Here is a 15,909-nt window from a genome sequence, read left to right on the forward strand (position 1 = left end):
GCGAGGGCGGCGGTGGGGATTAGTTGGAGGGGAAGTTGTAGGAGGCGCCGGAGTCGTGGTGAGTTTCGGGCCAGCGGGAGGTGACCACTTTGCCGCGGGTGTAGAACGAGACGCCCTCGGGTCCGTAGATGTGCTTGTCGCCGAAGAGTGAGGCTTTCCAGCCGCCGAAGGAGTGGTAGGCCACCGGGACGGGCAGGGGCACGTTGATGCCGATCATGCCGACTGTGACGGAGCGCTGGAACTTGCGGGCTGCGGCGCCGGAGGAGGTGAAGATGGCGGTGCCGTTGCCGTAGGGGTTGGCGTTGATCAGCGTGATGCCGTCTTCGAGCGTATCGACGCGGACCACCACGAGGACGGGGCCGAAGATTTCCTCGGTGTAGGCGGTCATTCCGGTCTTGACGTGGTCGATGACGGTGGGGCCCACCCAGAAGCCGTCTTCGTGGCCGGGGACCACCAGGTCGCGGCCGTCCACCACCATAGCGGCTCCTGCGGCTTCGGCTTCGGTGACGATCCGGACGATGCGTTCCTTGGAGGCGGGCGTGATGACCGGGCCCATTTCGGCGTCGGGGGCGGTGCCGTTGTTGACCTTGACGGCAAGGGCGCGCTCTTCGACTTTTTTCACGATCAGGTCCGCGGCGTCCCCCACGGCAACGGCGACGGAGATGGCCATGCAGCGTTCCCCGGCGGAGCCGAACGCGGCGGCGGCGAGGTGATCGGCCGCGTTGTCCAGGTCGGCGTCGGGCATCACGATGGCGTGGTTCTTCGCCCCACCCAGGGCCTGGACGCGCTTGCCGTGCTTGGTGGCGGTCTCGTGCACGTACTGGGCGATCGGGGTGGAGCCGACGAAGGAGATGCCGTCCACGTCCGGGTGCGTCAGCAGGCCGTCGACGGTTTCCTTGTCGCCATGCAGGACCTGGAAGACACCGTCCGGCAGGCCGGCCTGCTTCCAGAGCTTGGCCAGCAGCATGGAGGCGGAGGGGTCGCGCTCGGAGGGCTTGAGGATGAAGGCGTTGCCGGTGGCAATCGCCATCGGCGCCATCCACAGCGGCACCATGACCGGGAAGTTGAACGGCGTGATGCCGGCGACCACACCGAGCGGTTCGCGGAAGGAGAAGACGTCGATGCCGGTGGAGACCTGGTCCGAGTAATCGCCCTTGACCAGGGTGGGGATGCCGCAGGCGTATTCGATGACTTCCAGGCCGCGGCCGATCTCGCCCTTCGCATCGGAGAGGACCTTGCCGTGCTCGGCGGTGATCAGTTCGGCGAGGTCGTCCACGTGGGCGGCGACGAGTTCGCGGAACTTGAACAGGACGGCGGTGCGCTTGGCCAGCGAAATGTCGCCCCAGGAGTCCGCGGCCTTGCGGGCGGCCGCGACCGTGGCGTCCAGGTCCGCGCGGTTGGCCAGGCGGAGTTCGCCGGACACCTTGCCGGTGGCCGGGTTGTAGACGGGCTGGGTGCGGGTGCCCTCGCCGGCGGTTTCGGCGCCGTTGATGAAGTGGTTGATGGTGGTGGTCTCAGTGCTGGTGGCAGTCATGGGGACTCTTCCTTGAGTAGGTGGAAAGTGTGGTCAGCCGAGGAATTTGCGCTGGCGGTCTTTGTGCTCGATGTAGGTCTGGAAGGCTTGCTTGGTGGACTCGAGTTCGGAGACCTGGGACACGGGGACGTCCCACCAGGATTCGGAGCTCGGGGCGTCCAGCAGCGGGTCTGATTCGACGTGGATCAGGATGGGCCCGCCGCGTTCCGGTGCCGCCTTGGCATCGCGGATGGCCTGTTCGAGTTCGGCGATGACTTTCTCCCCCGGTTCGATCCGGATGACCTTCACGCCCAGGGACTCGGCGTTGAGTGCCAGGTCCACCGGGAGGGTCTCGCCTTCGTCGAAGCTGTGCTGTTCCTCGTTCAGGGCCCGGTACTGGGTGCCGAACCGCTGCGAACCGAGCATTTCGGAGAGCGAGCCGATGGAGGCGTAGCCGTGGTTCTGGATCAGGACCACGATCAGTTTGATGCGTTCGGCGACGGCGGTGACCAGTTCGGTGTGCATCATCAGGTAGGAGCCGTCCCCCACCATCACGACGACGTCGCGCTGGGTTCCGCCCCCTGCCGCCTCGGCCAGTGCCGCGCGCTTGACGCCCAGCCCGCCCGGGATTTCGTAGCCCATGCAGGAGTAGGCGTATTCCACGTGGTAGCCGAAGGGGTCCCGGACCCGCCACATCTTGTGCAGGTCCCCGGGAAGGGAGCCCGCGGCGCAGATGACGACGTCGGCCGCGTCCATGGCCCGGGAGGTGGCGCCGATGATTTCGTTCTGCGCCGGCAGGGGCGTGTACCGGGTGTCGAAGGCTTCGTCCACGGTGGCGTCCCAGCGCTTCTTCTCGGCAGCGACCTGCTGCTCCAGATCGGCGCCGACGCGGTAGCCGCCAAGGGCCTTGTTCAGCTTGACCAGGGCCTTGCGGGCGTCGGCCACGATCGGCAGCGAGGTGCCGTGCTTGTACGCATCGATGGCGGCCACGTTGATGTTGATGAACTTCACGTCAGGGTTCTGGAACGCGGTCCGGGACGCGGTGGTGAAGTCCTCGTACCGGGTGCCGATCCCGATGATCAGGTCAGCTTCCGCAGCGATCGCGTTCGCCGCCGTCGTGCCCGTTGACCCGATCGCGCCGAGGCTGAACCTGTGGTCCCAGGGCAGGACACCGACGCCGGCCTGCGTGTTGCCCACCGGGATTCCGGTCAACCCGGCGAAGGCTGCGAGCTCCTCGTTTGCGAAGGCGTACAGGACACCGCCGCCGGCAATGATGAGCGGGCGCTTGGCCGCGCGGATGGCAGCGGCTGCGCGGGCGATATCGTCGTCGTCGGCGTCCGGACGGCGGATCCGCCATTCACGCTCGGCGAGGAACTCCTCCGGAACGTCAAAGGCCTCGGCCTGGACATCCTGCGGCAGCGAGATGGTCACCGCGCCTGTTTCCGCGGGGTCGGTCAGGACGCGCAGGCCGTGGTGGAATGCGGAGAACAGCTGCTCCGGGCGGTTGACCCGGTCGAAGAACTTCGACAGCGGACGGAACGCGTCGTTGACCGTGATGTCGTAGGCGTGGGGCTGCTCGAGCTGCTGCAGCACCGGGTCCGCGGCGCGGGTGGCGAACGTGTCGGACGGCAGCAGCAGCACCGGCAAACGGTTCGTGGTGGCCAGGGCCGCGCCGGTCAGCAGGTTCGAGGACCCGGGCCCGATCGAGGTGCTGATCGCGAAGGTCTGGCGGCGGCGGGTGTGCCGGGCGTAGCCCACGGCCTGGTGCGACTGGGCCTGCTCATTGCGTCCCTGGTAGTAGGGCATGATCGTCGGATCGAGCTGCTGGTACTGCTTCAGGGCCTGGCCCACACCGGCGACGTTGCCGTGGCCGAAGATACCGAAGGTGCCCGGGATCAGCCGTTCGCGGTAGTCCACTCCGCCGACCGTATCCACGGTGTACTGCTTCGAAAGGTACTCGACCACGGCCTGGGCCACCGTCATCCTGCGTGTTCCCGATGAATTCTTCATTTCCATGGGAGATTACTCCGTAACTTCTGCGGTGTGGGCTGACGGGAGGCCGGCGGATGCTGTGTGGTGAAGGAGGGACGCCGCGGAAGCCACCGCGCCGGCAACGTCTCCGTCGGCCGGGTAGAGGAGGGTCCTGCCGACGGTCAGGCCCTGCACGCCGGGCAGTGACAGGGCCGCTTCCCAGGTGGAGAAGACTTCCTCCTGGGTGCCGTCCGGGTCGCCGCCAAGGAGCACGGTAGGCATGGTGGTTGCGGCCATGACGCGTTCCATTTCCGCGACCACCGGGAGCTTCATCCAGGTGTAGGCGCTGGTTGAACCCAGCCCCTCGGCGATCGCGATGGATTTGATCACCGCGTCAGTGGAGAGGTCGTTGCGGACCTTGCCTTTCTCCCAGACGGAGAGGAACGGCTCCACCATCGCGATCAGCTTGCGTTCCGCGAGGGAGTCGATAGCCTTGGCCGTCGCTTCGAGGAGGGACACGGTGTCCGGGTCGCCCAGGCAGATGCGGGTGAGCATCTTTCCGCCGTCGGCCCCGAGCGCTTCCAGCGCCGCGGCGGTGTGGCCGGTAAAGCGGTCATCGAATTCGTTGACCAGGCCCGTGAGGCCGCCGCGGTTCATGGAGCCGAAAACGAGCTTGCCCTCCAGTGCGCCGAGCAGCAGCAGGTCATCCATGATGTCCGGGGAGGCGAGGACGCCATCCACGGCCGGATTGGCCAAGGCAATCTGCAGGCGATCCAGGAGCTGACGGCGGTCAGCCATCGCCACCGGGTCAGAGCCCACGGACAGGGCGCCGCGGGCCGGATGGTCGGCGGCGACGATGAAGTTCTGCCGGCCGGATTTGAGGCCGGGGTGGCGGCGGCGCGCCTTCGCTGCCCGGGCGATCGCCTCCGGATCTTCCAGGCGGATGGTGCTCAGACGGGCGTAGCGGCGGGGATCGTCATCAACCGCGACGGGGGCGGTGCCGAGATTGGTGCTCACAGGGCTGCTCCTTCGGTGGCAAGTCCTTCAGTGGCAAGTCCTTCGGTGGAGAACTGCCCGGGAATAAGGCGGCCGCGCTCCGCGAGCAGCGAGGTGACCTCATCCGGCGTCGGCATCGCGTCGGCGCAGGACAGGCGGGACGCCACAATGGCGCCTGCAGCGTTGGCGTAGTCCAGGACCTGGGCCAGCGGCCAGCCGGACAGCAGCCCGTGGCAGAAAGCCCCGCCAAAGGAGTCCCCTGCGCCCAGGCCATTGAGTGTTTCGACCGGAACGGGGGCGGAGACAACCCGTTCGGTGCGGGTCTTGGCCATCACGCCTTCGGGGCCGAGCTTGACGACGGCGATCTCAACGCCCGCGGCGAGGAGCCGGTCCGCCTGCTCGTCAGGGGTCCCCTCCCCTACCGCCACCGCGCACTCCTTGTCGTTGCCGATCGCCACCGTCACATGCGGCAGGATTTTGGCCACCTCGGCCCGGGCCTCGTCTTCGGAGGCCCAGAACATGGGGCGGTAATCCAGGTCCAGGATGGTGAACTGGCCGTCTTTAAGGTCTGCGCGGGACCGGGCCTCGTGGGCTGCCAGGTGTGCTGAACGGCTGGGTTCCTGGCACAGGCCCGTCACGGTGGACCAGAAGATCCGGGCATTCCGGATGGCGTCGAGGTCCAGTTCTTCGGCCTTGATCTGCAGGTCCGGAGCGGTGGGAAAACGGCCGTAGAAGTAGAGGGGGAAATCATCCGGGGGCATGATGGCGCAGAACGTCACCGCCGTTGGCCACTCCTTCACGGGGGTGACAAAGGAATCATCCACGTTGAACTTCTGAAGCTCGCGGTGGAGGTAGGTGCCGAAGGCGTCATCGCCGGTCCGGGTGATGACTGCAGCGCTCCGTCCGTGCCGGGCCGCAGCCACCGCCACGTTCGACGGCGATCCGCCGAGGTACTTGCCAAAGGACGTGACGTCCTCCAGGCCCACCCCGATGTCATTCGGGTAGATATCAACGCTGATGCGCCCGATCGTAAGAAGTTCGTGGGTCACGGTTATCGCGGACCTTTCCTGATTGAACTCGGTACCTGTGACAGTTGGAGCTCCGTTGCCTGGCCATTCCCGTGAGCGGGAACACACCACTACTTTGCCCTAGAATCAATGTCCTGTCAAAGGTTTGTACTGACATAACTACAACTTGCATTTAAGGCCTGAAACCAACGATCAGAGCCCGGCCCTCACGGCACGGGAGCCCTACTGACGCGGCACGGCCAGTTCGCCGGTGACGTACTGGGCGCGCCCGAACCCGAAAGACCAGTCCCCGGGAGCATTCTCTACATAACCGATGAACACGTCCTCTCCGGCCACGCCGATCTCCGCGAGGCTGGCCGCAATTGCCGCAAAAAGGGACTGCTTGGCTTCCTGGGTGCGGCCTCCCTGGGTGAAGATCTGGATCATCACAACGTCGGGCGTGCGCTCAAACCCCAGCCCTGCGTCCTGGGCGACTATCTGCCCGCGCGGATGCTCGGTCAGGACATGGAAGTAGTCGCGCTCCGGAATTCCATACTCAGCGAGAATCGCATCATGGATTCCCCGGCTCAGCAGGCGCAGGTCTTCGGCGCTGCGCCCCTCATTGACATCAATTCGTACCAGTGGCATTTCCGTCTCCTCAAGTTTGTCCTGACATACTAACAAATAAGGGAAAGGCGAAGCAATGCCCCACTCATCGGGGCCCAAAGGTTTTAATCCAGTACGACGACGGATGGTCACCATCGTGGCGATGGTGACCATCCGTCGTCGGGCGTCAAGGGTTATCCGATTTGGGATGGATGGTCAGCGAAGGACACCCGAGGGCTCAGGGGCTGCAGGCTCAGCGGCAACGTGCCCGCGGCGGGCAAGGGAGGTTTGTTGCACAGCCGGACGCCGGGCACCGGCAGCGGCGATCAGCATGACGGCGAGCCCCAGGAGGGTGATGCCTGCACCGGCCCAGATGGGCGATGTGTAGCCGAGTCCCGCAGTGATGGTCACCCCGCCAAGCCAGGCGCCGAGCGCGTTGCCCACATTGAAGGCACCAATGTTGGCGCCCGACGCGAGGGTGGGCGCCGCGGCGGCGTACTTCATCACGCGCATCTGCAGCCCGGGAACGGTGGCGAAGCCGAAGCCGCCCATCAGGACCAGGGATGCCACGGTGACCACCTGGTTGCTTGCCGTCAGGGCGAAGGCTGCGAGGATCACCACGAGCACGGCGAGCACCACGATGAGCGTCCGGTCAACGTTGCGGTCCGCCGCCTTGCCGCCGATGGTGTTGCCGATGAAAAGGCCCACACCAAAGACAATCAACAGCCACGGCACGGTGGACGCCGAGAAGCCGGTGACCTCTGTGAGCGTGAAGGCGATATAGGTGAAGGCGCCAAACATACCGCCGTAGCCAAGGATCGTGACCAGAATGGAGAGCCACACCTGGCCGGAGCGGAAGGCCCGCAGTTCGCTCCGCAGGGTTCCGGGCGCGGCGTCCCCGTGGCCGGTTTTCGGCACCAGGGCCAGTATTCCGGCCAGGGCGATGACGCCGATGACGGTGATGGCCCAGAACGTGGAGCGCCAGCCCGCGGCCTGTCCCAGCATGGTGCCGAACGGCACGCCCAGGACGTTGGCCGCTGTCAGGCCGGTGAACATAATGGCGATGGCGCCGGCTTTTTTGGTGGGCGCCACCATGTCGGCGGCCACTACTGCCCCGATGCCAAAGAATGCGCCATGGGCGAGGGCTGCGAGAATGCGGCCGGCCATCATCATGCCGTAGCCGGGAGCCAGTGCCGAGATCAGGTTGCCCGCGATGAAGAGCACCAGCAGGACAGCCAGGACGGGCTTGCGCTCAAAGCGGGTCACGGCTGCCGTAAGCACCAGGGCGCCGGCCACCACCGCCAGGGCATAGCCGGAGATCAGCCAGCCTGCCGTTGCTTCGCTGATCCGGAAGTCCGCCGCAACTTCGGGCAGGAGGCCCATGATGACGAACTCGGTGAGTCCGATGCCGAACCCGCCGAGGGCGAGGGCTATCAGGCCTATGGGCATGGGGGTGCTCCTTTGAAACTGTACGGAATGAGGTAGTGAGCGTAAGCTAGTAGTTGCAGACGCGTTGTTTATTGTTGCACAAGCAGATACACCGCGCAAGCAACTATTAGTGGTTGTGTCCGTCCTCACGCCCCGCGGCGTGGGGCGGCGCACCGGATAAGGAACAGAGGATGGGCATCAAGGACGACGCCGTGGAGGTCCGCGCACAGGGATGGCGCACTCTCGCGGCCCTGCACGGACTGATCGAGGGCGAGCTGGAACGCTCCCTGCAGGCCGGGTCAAAGCTGTCCGTGGTGGAGTACACCGTGCTGGACGCCCTGAGTCGGCAGGACGGCTGGCACATGCGCATGCAGCAGCTGGCCCGCGCCACCGCGCTGAGTGCCAGCGCCACCACCCGCCTGGTCAACCGGCTCGAGGACCGCGGGCTCCTGACCAGGATCCTCTGCGCGGACGACCGCCGCGGGATCTACACCGAACTCACGGCAAGCGGGGTCGCACTGCTGGAAGAGGCCCGGCCGGTCCACGACGCCACCCTGGAGCGCGCCCTCGACGAAGCGCGCGGGATTCCCGAGCTGGCCGCACTGGTCCACGCCCTCCCTGGGCTCCACGCCACCGTCTGATACCCCACTGCAGGCCTTGACCGCCGTCACTGCTGGATCTATTCTTAAACAACCAGATGGTTGATCAACCAATGCATTGATCAGCACGCGGAATGTCACTGCGCAAGACGGAGCCACCAATGGATGCGGACAACGGATCGCTGGACTCGGCCTTTATGGCCCTCTCTGATCCCGTGCGCCGCGGCATCATCGCACGGCTCAGCCGGGGCCCGGCCACAGTGAATGAATTGGCAGAACCCTTCGCGATCACCAAGCAGGCGGTCTCGAAGCACATCCAGGTCCTCGAGCAGGCAGGGCTGGTCACCCGTACGAGGGATGCACAGCGGCGGCCCGTCCACCTGAATCCCGCACGGCTGGAGGCATTGACGTCGTGGATCGACCAGTATCGGCTGGTCCACGAAGGACGGTTCCGGCGCCTCGATACCGTACTTCAATCACGCGCCGCAGCCAGCGGCGAGCTACCCAAGGAGTCATCATGAGCAATTCCCTGCAACTCAGCGTCCCCGAAGGCCAGCCCTTCATCTACTACGAGCGCGAGTTCGATTTCCCGGTCGCGGATGTCTTCCGCGCCCATAAGGAGCCCGATCTGATCGTCCAGTGGCTCGGCCCGCGTGGCATGAAGATGGACATCGACCACTACGATTTCCGCACGGGCGGCAGCTACAGCTACCTCCACACAGGGCCGGACGGCGTCGCCTACGAGTTCAAGGGCATCTTCCACACCGTCCGCGAAAACGAGTTCGCCATCCAGACGTTCGAATTCGGCGGCTACCCCGATGTGGTCAGCCTCGAGTTCATGACCTTTGAGGACCTCGGCAACGGACGTACGCGCCTGCGCGGCCACTCCGTCTATCCCACCCAGGAAGCGCGGGACGGGATGGCGCAGTCCGGCATGGAAAGCGGCATGAGCCAAGGCTATGAGCGCCTGGACGAACTGCTGTCCGGCGCCAAGGTCTAATACGCACAAGAATCACGACGCCGGGACGGTCACCTCCGCCGGGAAGGCAACCGTCCCTCCGTCGTACTCAGGCTTCGCCGGCCGCTGCCCGCTCGAGGGCGTCATCCAGCACCAGGCCCAGGTTCGCGGCGTCGTGGGCAAAGCGGCCCAGGAACAGACCGTCCACTCCGGGCAGCGCCGGCAACAGCCCGGGACCGGCGCTGCCGCCGTAAAGGATGGGACACGCCGCGCCCACGGCTTCGCGGAGGAGCCCGGCCACTGCATTCACATATCCTGCGGCGGCCGGCCGTTCAGCCCCGATGGCCCACACCGGCTCGTAGGCTAGAGCCAGTTCCGGCAGCAGCGAGTCATCATCCCCGATCGCCAGCCGGACCTGCCGCAGGCAGAACTCCGCCGCAGCTTCGTGGCCCAGCACGTCCGGTTCGCCGATACACAGCAGCGGCGTCAGGCCGGCGTCGAGGGCGGCGCCCACCTTGCGTGCAACTACCGCATCAGTTTCGGCGAAGAGACGCCGGCGCTCAGCGTGGCCCACCTCCACCAGCGAGACGCCCAGCTCGGCCAGCATGCCGGGGCTGACCTCACCCGTCAGGGGTCCGTCCGCCCAGGAGCAGTTCTGCGCCCCCAGCAGCACGGGCGAACCGTCAAAGATCCGCCCGGCATGCTCCAGGACAGGGAAGGACGGCATCACAAAAACCCGGACGGCGCTGTCCGCGCCGAGACGGCGGGCATCCACCACGGAACGCACCTCCGCCAGCCAGCGCAGGCTGGCCTGGTAGCCGAGGTACATCTTGGTACTGACACCCACGGAAATGGCCGCGCCGGCCGGTCCGAGCGGATTTCCGCCACTTGAGGTCATGGGCCTGCCCTACTGGACCGGCGCCGGACCGAGGTCCTCCATCAGCCGCTGCATCGCCACATAGGCCTTGTTCCTGTAGGCCACCAGCTCCGCCGTCCGTTCAGCCGGGACGTTAAGGAATCCGGACCCGGTCTTGGTCCCGAGCTGCCCTGCGTCAACCTTCTCCTGCAGGATTTTCGGGGTGGCAAACCTTTCCGGGAAGCCGGTTTGAAGTGACTTGTAGCAGAAAGCGTAGACGTCAAGGCCGGCCATGTCCGCAATCGCGAACGGGCCGAAGAAGGGAAGGCGGAACCCGAAGGTGGTGCGCACCAGAGTGTCAACATCCTCGGCCGTGGCTATGCCCTCCTCCACCACCTGGGCGGCCTCATGGAAGAGCGCATACTGCAGCCGGTTCAGGACAAAGCCGGTGACGTCCTTCACGGTGGCGCTCTGTTTGCCTGTCTCTGCCACGATGGCGCGGGCAGCCGCAACCGTGGCTTCCGACGTGCCTGCATGCGGGATCAGCTCCACACCCGGGATGAAGGGTGCCGGGTTGGAGAAATGCACGCCAAGGAAGCGCTCCGGCCGGTCCACCACCTCTGCCAGCTTTGCGATGGGGATGGTGGAGGTGTTCGAGCCGATGATCGCGTCCGGGCGGGCTGCGGCGCTGATCCGGGAGAGGGTGCCGTGCTTGATCTCGAGGACCTCCGGCACGGCTTCTTCGATGAATTCGGCGCCGGCGACGGCTTCCTCAATGTCCTGGGCGGCCCAGAGGTTCTCCTTCAGCCGGTCCGTGGCGTCGGCCGGGAACAGGCCCGCCGCCACGAACTCCTCGGACTCCCTGAGCAGCCGTTCGTAGTTGCTTTGGGCGATCTCGGCGGAGACGTCGGCGAGTGCCACCCGGGCACCGGCCAGGGCCAGGACCTGGGCGATGCCGCCGCCCATGTAACCGGACCCGACGACGGCGATGTTGCGGACGCTCATTTCCTGTCCCCTTCTGCGGACGTTCCTTCATAGGAATGGATGGCTTCCACCTTGGCCGCCGACGCGGAAGCGGGATCGAAGCGGTATCCGAGCCATTCCGCCACCAGTTTCTTGGCCAGTTCCAGGCCGATCACCCGCTGGCCCATGGTCAGAACCTGGGCGTTGTTGCTCAGGACGGAACGCTCCACGGAGTAACTGTCGTGCGCGGTAACGGCCCGGATGCCGGGGACCTTGTTGGCCGAGATGGCCACGCCCAGTCCGGTGCCGCAGATCAGCAGGGCACGGTCGGCCTCGCCGGCGGCCACTTTCCGGGCCGCGGCGACGGCAAGGTGCGGGTAGGCGGTGGTGTCGTCGGCGCCGACGCCGATGTCCTCCACCGACGCGACGCGCGGGTCGGCCTCCAGCAGTTCACGCAGGGCGTTCTTGTATTCGACACCGGCCTCGTCGTTTCCGACAACGATCCGCCAGCCTGGCTGGGTGTTTTCAGTCATGGTTTGTCCTTCAGATGCGTTCGATGGAGGCGGCGTGGTCGGCCAACCGGTTGGCAATGAGTGCGAATGACACGGCGCCCGGGTCCGGGTGCCCGAGGCTCTTCGCGGCGAGCGGCCGGGCGCGGCCCTTTTTCGGGCTGAGTACGGCAGTGGCGTCGGCGGCTTTGGCGGCCGCGTCGGCGGCGGAGCGCAGGCTCTTTGCCAGGCCGTCGCCGTCGCGGATTGAGCGGTTGAAGACTTCGGCGAAGGGAAGCAGTGCGTCCACCATGGTCTTGTCGCCTGCCTCGGCCTTGCCAAGGGTAATGATGGAGTCGCGCAGGGCGTCGACGGCGGCCGCGGCATCCGCGCGGGTGTAGGCTTCCTTGCTGCCGAGGGTCCGTCCGACGGCGGCGACCGCCGCTCCCCAGAGCGCACCGGACGTGCCCCCGGCACGTTCAGCCCACTGCTCGCCGGCGGCCGCAAGCAGCTCCTCCAGCCCGGCGCCGGCCGCGTGCGCCTTCTCCGCCGCGGCGACCGCAGCGTCCACGCCGCGGCGCATCCCGATGCCGTGGTCGCCGTCGCCCGCGATGGCGTCCAGCTTCCCCAGTGCGTCCTCGTGCTCGACGACGACGGACCGGGCAACCTTCAGCGCCTCGACTGCGGTGGCGGCCAGCGAGATGGAAGCCGCGGTTGCCGCCTGTGCCGGGGCCTGCGCGGCGGCTGCCGCCGCAGAGGTCACGGCCCGGGCGCGGCGCGGCGCGAGGTTGCCCTTGCGGAAAGCGGGTGTGTCCGCGGGCGCGGCCCAGAACATCTCCAGTTCCGGATCCAGCCAGAACAGCGTCAGGGACACTCCTGACATGTCCAGGCTGGTGACGAGCTCGCCGCACTCCGGCTCCACGATTTCCAGCCCTGCCCTGACCAGGAGTTTCTCGATCTTGCCGTACAGGAGGAAAAGCTCGTCGTATTTGACCGTGCCGAGGCCGTTAAGGATGGGCACTACCCGGGTGCCGGCGGTTTCGGGCCTGTCCTTGAGGAGTCCGTCCACCAGCAGCTGCGCCAGTTCACTGGCTGTCGGGAGCGGCTGCTCGGAGATACCGGGTTCACCGTGTATGCCCAGGCCCACCGACATCATGCCCTCGGGCACCGTGAACAGCGGCTCCGGTGCGCCCGGAAGGGTGCAGCCGGCGAAGGCAACGCCGAGCGAGCGGGTGCGATCGTTTGCTTTCAGGGCAAGCCGCTCCACCTCATCCAGGTCCCGGCCGGCCTCGGCTGCCGCCCCGGCGATCTTGAAGACGGTGAGGTCACCGGCAATGCCGCGGCGTTTGCCGATCTCGCCGGGCGGGGCACTGGCAATGTCGTCCGTTACCAGCACGGTCCGGGTCCGGATGCCCTCGGCGTTCAGCTTCTCCTGCGCCTGGCCGAAGTGAAGGACGTCACCGGCGTAGTTGCCGAAGCTGAGCAGGACCCCGCCCCCGGCGTCGGACGCTTTCGCAACCCGGTAGACCTGGCCGGCAGACGGCGAGGCGAACATGTTTCCGCAGGCGCTGCCCGCGGCCAGGCCGGCGCCCACCAGGCCCGCGAAGGCCGGATAGTGGCCCGAACCGCCGCCGATCACCACGGCGACCTGGCCTGCTGGAGTCTCCGTGGACCGGACAACGCCGCCGTCCACCCGCGTCACGTACGCCCGGTTGGCGGCCACGAAACCATCGAGGGCGTCATCGGCGAAGCGTGCAGGATCGTCAAATAGTTTGGTCATGATTCCTCGTTGAACCGGTTGGGCCTGCAGTGCAGGCTACAAGTGCAGGCTACAGGGACGGGACGGCTGCCGGGAGCTGGCGTCCCTGGGCCACGAGGCTGGTGCCGAGGCCGTAACCGTCGCGCTTGGGCAGGATCCGACGGCGCAGGTACTCCTGGTTGGCGGCGGTAACGCTCAGGCCGTCCCCGCCGTAGTGCTCTGTGCAGACGATGCCCTGGAAACCGACGGAAAGCGCGAACTGGAACGCCTCGCGGTAGTTGATGAGGCCGCTTTCCATCGGAGCGGGCATGGCGACGAACTGGTTGCGGGCCTGGTCTTCGTCGCGGATGTAGTTCTTAACATGCCAGTAGTTGGCGTACGGGAGAGTCTTGTGGAGCGCCTCCCGCCAGTCCTCGATGGGCCGGTGCAGGCGGATCAGGTTGCCGATATCCGGGTTGAGGCCCACGTTGGCCAGGCCGATGTCCTGGACCAGCTGCACCGACGAGTCGGCGGTTCCGAGGAGGGTGTCCTCGTACATTTCGAGGGAGACCAGCAGCCCCAACTCGGCGGCGTGCCGGCCGACCTCACGGATGCGGGTGACGGCGTTGTTCCACACGTCCTTGTCCCCCACCGGGTCCTTGTGGCCTTCAACGGTCCAGAACCAAAGCTGCTTGCGCTGGGCCGCGGTAATGGCCTGGTGGAGGCCGATCGACACCACTTCGCAGCCTAGTTGCGCTGCCGCTTCCAGGGTGCGGTGGGTGTAGGCGAGGTTCTCCTGCCAGGCCCCTTCCTCGATGACGCTCCTGCGGATGGCCGAAATGGCGGGCAGTCCGATGCCTGCGTTGTGCGCAGCAGCTGTGAGCTCCTTGAGCCTCGCCGGGGAAAGGTCCCCCGGGCGGACCCAGCTGTCGGTCAGGTCCGCGTTGACAAAACCCGCATCCCTGACTTCCTCGAAGACGAGCTGCCACTCCTCGGCAGGAGCTTCCTGAACGGGCGATCCGTCAGGCCGGACGCCGGGAAAAGGCAGAAGGGCCGCAGTAATGGGCCAGTTGTCAGCGGTGTACACCATTGTCACTCCAATTTGTGCGGATCACATTTCCTATAGGATCTATGAACTAGCAGCGCCTGTCAAGGGCTTCAGCTGTCCATGCGGGGCCGGATGCCGGTGTGCGGCCGTGACGTTCCGGCGGAAAGCGCTAGCTGCGCAGTTCACTTTCGTGCTGTGAGCGCTGTTTGACGCCCTGGATGTGGGCGATCATCGCATCCCGGGCACGTTCGGGGTCGCCTGTTTTGAAGGCTTGGAGGATCTGTGTGTGTTCCGTGATGGCAAAGTCCGCATCCGTGATGCCCAGGCCGCCAAAAAAGCGGAAGCGTTGCACTTGGCCGCCCAGGGCGTCGTAGGCTGACAGGAGGAACTGGTTATCGGCGTAGAGTGCGACGAGACGGTGAAACCGCTCGTCCGCTTCCCAGTATGCCCGGAACTCGGCGAACGACGGGCCACGCGGCGCTGATTTAAGGTCATCAATTGCCTGGGCGAGCTCACCGATCAGACCATCAGCGGCACGGCGGCAAGCCATGAAGGCGTTTGCCGGTTCAATCACGAGGCGGGCATCCATCAGGTCGGCCAGCTCATCCGGTGTCAGGAGGGGCGCCACCCGGTACCCCCGCAAGGCGGTGCGGCGCACCATGCCGGTTGCTTCCAGCCGGGCAAGAGCCTCCCGGACCGGCGTCGGCGAAACGTTCAGCTCCCTCGCCATGCCGTCGATGCTCACCGGCGATCCGGCTTCGAGCCGGCCGTCCATCAGTGCGCTGAGCAGCGCTTCGTATACGTGGTCGGCCAGGACCTGCCTGCTGACGCCTCCGGCGGCCTGGTCCTTGTTTGCCATAGTGAAATCCTATAGCCGGTGGAGGCCGCCATGGACGGCGGACACCCCTGCGCGCCCGGCTGTGGACCGGGCGCGCAGAGGGTCGGCATTTAGCCTTTCCGGTCAGGAGACCTGCAGGCCGCCGTTGATGTCGTAGGTTGCCGCCGTGATGTAGCCGGCGTCCTCGCTGAGGAGGAAGCTGATCAAGGCCGCCACCTCCTCGCGGGTTCCTACCCTGCCCATCATGATGCCCTCGGACATGGCAGCCTTCCGCTCGTCCGTGAGGGTACCGCCCATGATGTCGGTGTCGATCGGGCCCGGTGCCACGGCGTTGACCGTCACGCCGAACTCGCCCACTTCGCGTGCCAGTGCTCGGGTGAAGCCCAGGATTCCGGCTTTCGAAGCGCTGTAGGCAACCTTGGAGAAGGTACCCCCGCCACGCTGGGCGGAGATGGAGGAGACGCTGACGATGCGTCCCGTCCGGCGCTCGATCATGCCCTTGAGCACACGCTGCGAGACGATGAAGGTGCCGCGCATGTTGATCGCGAAGACCTTGTCCCATTCCTCAACGGACGTTTCCATGAACGTCGTCGGCGAGCTGATGCCGGCCAGGTTGGCCAGGCCGACGATCGGCGGAAGGTTTTCCTCGACCTCGGAGATGGCCCGGTCCACGGACGCGGCGTCGGAGACGTCCGCTCCCACGCCGATCGCCTTGACAGCACGGTTGGAGCCGATTTCCGCGGCCGCGGCCTTGGCATCCTCGGCGTTGATGTCCAGGATGGCGATGGACCAGCCGTCCCGGGCCAGGCGGTCGGCCGTCGCGCGGCCAATGCCGCGGGCGGAGGCTGCGCCGGTCAGGACAACCGTGCGCTCGGCGGGAAATGTGGTGAGTTCAGTCAT

The 15,909-nt window shown here is 66.4% G+C and carries 16 protein-coding genes; 3 read left to right on the forward strand and 13 right to left on the reverse strand.

All coding sequences use genetic code 11. From position 1 onward, the window contains the following. Window positions 1-19: 19 nt before the first annotated feature. From ACS5PJ_RS11490 to ACS5PJ_RS11515, 6 genes are all read right to left on the reverse strand, one after another. On the reverse strand, window positions 20-1,534 hold the full coding sequence (locus ACS5PJ_RS11490; RefSeq protein ID WP_439435017.1) for a CoA-acylating methylmalonate-semialdehyde dehydrogenase: 1,515 nt from the start codon (window positions 1,532-1,534) through the stop codon (window positions 20-22). Between the two features lie 33 nt (window positions 1,535-1,567). Then, window positions 1,568-3,496 carry a 3D-(3,5/4)-trihydroxycyclohexane-1,2-dione acylhydrolase (decyclizing) gene (iolD, locus tag ACS5PJ_RS11495; protein ID WP_439435123.1) on the reverse strand — a complete coding sequence of 643 codons (1,929 nt, stop codon included), beginning with the start codon at window positions 3,494-3,496 and terminating at the stop codon, window positions 1,568-1,570. Window positions 3,497-3,535: 39 nt separating this feature from the next. Beyond that, a complete protein-coding gene (locus ACS5PJ_RS11500; RefSeq protein ID WP_439435018.1) occupies window positions 3,536-4,501 on the reverse strand; it encodes a Cgl0159 family (beta/alpha)8-fold protein in 966 nt (321 codons plus the stop codon). After that, on the reverse strand, window positions 4,498-5,529 hold the full coding sequence (gene iolC / locus ACS5PJ_RS11505; protein ID WP_439435019.1) for a 5-dehydro-2-deoxygluconokinase: 1,032 nt from the start codon (window positions 5,527-5,529) through the stop codon (window positions 4,498-4,500). Before iolC ends, ACS5PJ_RS11500 begins: the two co-directional genes overlap by 4 nt. 201 nt (window positions 5,530-5,730) lie before the next feature. After that, window positions 5,731-6,135, reverse strand: coding sequence for a tautomerase family protein (locus ACS5PJ_RS11510; protein ID WP_439435020.1), 405 nt, complete (start codon window positions 6,133-6,135; stop codon window positions 5,731-5,733). Window positions 6,136-6,309: 174 nt separating this feature from the next. Next, on the reverse strand, window positions 6,310-7,542 hold the full coding sequence (locus tag ACS5PJ_RS11515; RefSeq protein ID WP_439435021.1) for an MFS transporter: 1,233 nt from the start codon (window positions 7,540-7,542) through the stop codon (window positions 6,310-6,312). Between the two features lie 170 nt (window positions 7,543-7,712). On the opposite strand from ACS5PJ_RS11515, the gene ACS5PJ_RS11520 reads away from it, so the two are divergent. The 3 genes from ACS5PJ_RS11520 (at window position 7,713) to ACS5PJ_RS11530 (ending at window position 9,120) form a co-directional block, all read left to right on the forward strand. Continuing rightward, window positions 7,713-8,162, forward strand: coding sequence for a MarR family winged helix-turn-helix transcriptional regulator (locus tag ACS5PJ_RS11520; RefSeq protein WP_439435022.1), 450 nt, complete (start codon window positions 7,713-7,715; stop codon window positions 8,160-8,162). A 119-nt stretch (window positions 8,163-8,281) separates the two neighbouring features. Then, on the forward strand, window positions 8,282-8,641 hold the full coding sequence (locus ACS5PJ_RS11525) for an ArsR/SmtB family transcription factor (RefSeq protein WP_439435023.1): 360 nt from the start codon (window positions 8,282-8,284) through the stop codon (window positions 8,639-8,641). Then, window positions 8,638-9,120: an SRPBCC family protein gene (locus tag ACS5PJ_RS11530; RefSeq protein WP_439435024.1), complete on the forward strand. Its 483-nt coding sequence runs from the start codon at window positions 8,638-8,640 to the stop codon at window positions 9,118-9,120. Before ACS5PJ_RS11525 ends, ACS5PJ_RS11530 begins: the two co-directional genes overlap by 4 nt. 67 nt (window positions 9,121-9,187) lie before the next feature. Here ACS5PJ_RS11530 and ACS5PJ_RS11535 read toward each other — a convergent pair whose 3' ends face one another. From ACS5PJ_RS11535 to ACS5PJ_RS11565, 7 genes are all read right to left on the reverse strand, one after another. Beyond that, window positions 9,188-9,976: a triose-phosphate isomerase family protein gene (locus ACS5PJ_RS11535; RefSeq protein ID WP_439435025.1), complete on the reverse strand. Its 789-nt coding sequence runs from the start codon at window positions 9,974-9,976 to the stop codon at window positions 9,188-9,190. 9 nt (window positions 9,977-9,985) lie between these two features. Next, window positions 9,986-10,939, reverse strand: coding sequence for a 3-hydroxyacyl-CoA dehydrogenase family protein (locus ACS5PJ_RS11540; protein WP_439435026.1), 954 nt, complete (start codon window positions 10,937-10,939; stop codon window positions 9,986-9,988). Then, window positions 10,936-11,430 (reverse strand): ribose-5-phosphate isomerase, encoded by a 495-nt coding sequence (locus ACS5PJ_RS11545; RefSeq protein ID WP_439435027.1) that lies wholly within the window; start codon window positions 11,428-11,430, stop codon window positions 10,936-10,938. Before ACS5PJ_RS11545 ends, ACS5PJ_RS11540 begins: the two co-directional genes overlap by 4 nt. A 10-nt stretch (window positions 11,431-11,440) precedes the next feature. Then, the gene (locus ACS5PJ_RS11550) at window positions 11,441-13,165 is read right to left on the reverse strand and encodes a dihydroxyacetone kinase family protein (RefSeq protein ID WP_439435028.1); all 1,725 of its coding nucleotides are present in this window, start codon (window positions 13,163-13,165) and stop codon (window positions 11,441-11,443) included. 49 nt (window positions 13,166-13,214) lie between these two features. After that, a complete protein-coding gene (locus tag ACS5PJ_RS11555; RefSeq protein WP_439435029.1) occupies window positions 13,215-14,213 on the reverse strand; it encodes a sugar phosphate isomerase/epimerase family protein in 999 nt (332 codons plus the stop codon). A gap of 127 nt (window positions 14,214-14,340) precedes the next feature. Continuing rightward, entirely contained in the window at window positions 14,341-15,030 is a 690-nt protein-coding gene (locus ACS5PJ_RS11560; protein WP_439435030.1) for a GntR family transcriptional regulator, read from the reverse strand. Between the two features lie 102 nt (window positions 15,031-15,132). Continuing rightward, window positions 15,133-15,909 carry an SDR family NAD(P)-dependent oxidoreductase gene (locus tag ACS5PJ_RS11565; protein WP_439435031.1) on the reverse strand — a complete coding sequence of 259 codons (777 nt, stop codon included), beginning with the start codon at window positions 15,907-15,909 and terminating at the stop codon, window positions 15,133-15,135.

The organism is Pseudarthrobacter cremeus, from assembly GCF_051857465.1.
GTDB lineage: Bacteria > Actinomycetota > Actinomycetes > Actinomycetales > Micrococcaceae > Arthrobacter.